1 rRNA gene is annotated in these 1,078 nt (G+C 59.7%); it reads left to right on the forward strand.

The window, feature by feature from the left end:
* Window positions 1–1,077, forward strand: a 16S ribosomal RNA gene (locus RIV12_RS13090); the annotation flags it as partial.
* Window position 1,078: the final 1 nt, after the last annotated feature.

The following is a 1,078-nucleotide window of genomic DNA, read 5'->3' on the forward strand; positions in this document are numbered from 1 at the left end:
CTGGTGGGTGGGTTGACGGTAGCTGGATAAGAAGCGCCGGCTAACTACGTGCCAGCAGCCGCGGTAATACGTAGGGCGCGAGCGTTGTCCGGAATTATTGGGCGTAAAGAGCTCGTAGGCGGCTGGTCGCGTCTGTCGTGAAATCCTCTGGCTTAACTGGGGGCTTGCGGTGGGTACGGGCCGGCTTGAGTGCGGTAGGGGAGACTGGAACTCCTGGTGTAGCGGTGGAATGCGCAGATATCAGGAAGAACACCGGTGGCGAAGGCGGGTCTCTGGGCCGTTACTGACGCTGAGGAGCGAAAGCGTGGGGAGCGAACAGGATTAGATACCCTGGTAGTCCACGCCGTAAACGTTGGGCACTAGGTGTGGGGGGCCTTTTCCGGGTCTTCCGCGCCGTAGCTAACGCATTAAGTGCCCCGCCTGGGGAGTACGGCCGCAAGGCTAAAACTCAAAGGAATTGACGGGGGCCCGCACAAGCGGCGGAGCATGCGGATTAATTCGATGCAACGCGAAGAACCTTACCAAGGCTTGACATGTGCCGGTCGGCTCCGGAGACGGGGTTTCCTCCTTGTGGGGCCGGTTCACAGGTGGTGCATGGTTGTCGTCAGCTCGTGTCGTGAGATGTTGGGTTAAGTCCCGCAACGAGCGCAACCCTTGTCCCGTGTTGCCAGCACGTTGTGGTGGGGACTCGCGGGAGACTGCCGGGGTCAACTCGGAGGAAGGTGGGGATGACGTCAAATCATCATGCCCCTTATGTCTTGGGCTTCACGCATGCTACAATGGCCGGTACAGAGGGCTGCGATACCGTGAGGTGGAGCGAATCCCTTAAAGCCGGTCTCAGTTCGGATCGGTGTCTGCAACTCGACACCGTGAAGTTGGAGTCGCTAGTAATCGCAGATCAGCAACGCTGCGGTGAATACGTTCTCGGGCCTTGTACACACCGCCCGTCACGTCATGAAAGTCGGCAACACCCGAAGCCCGTGGCCCTACGGGGAGCGGTCGAAGGTGGGGCTGGTGATTGGGACGAAGTCGTAACAAGGTAGCCGTACCGGAAGGTGCGGCTGGATCACCTCCTTTC

This window comes from Actinomyces stomatis (genome assembly GCF_031292835.1).
Taxonomy (GTDB): domain Bacteria; phylum Actinomycetota; class Actinomycetes; order Actinomycetales; family Actinomycetaceae; genus Actinomyces; species Actinomyces stomatis.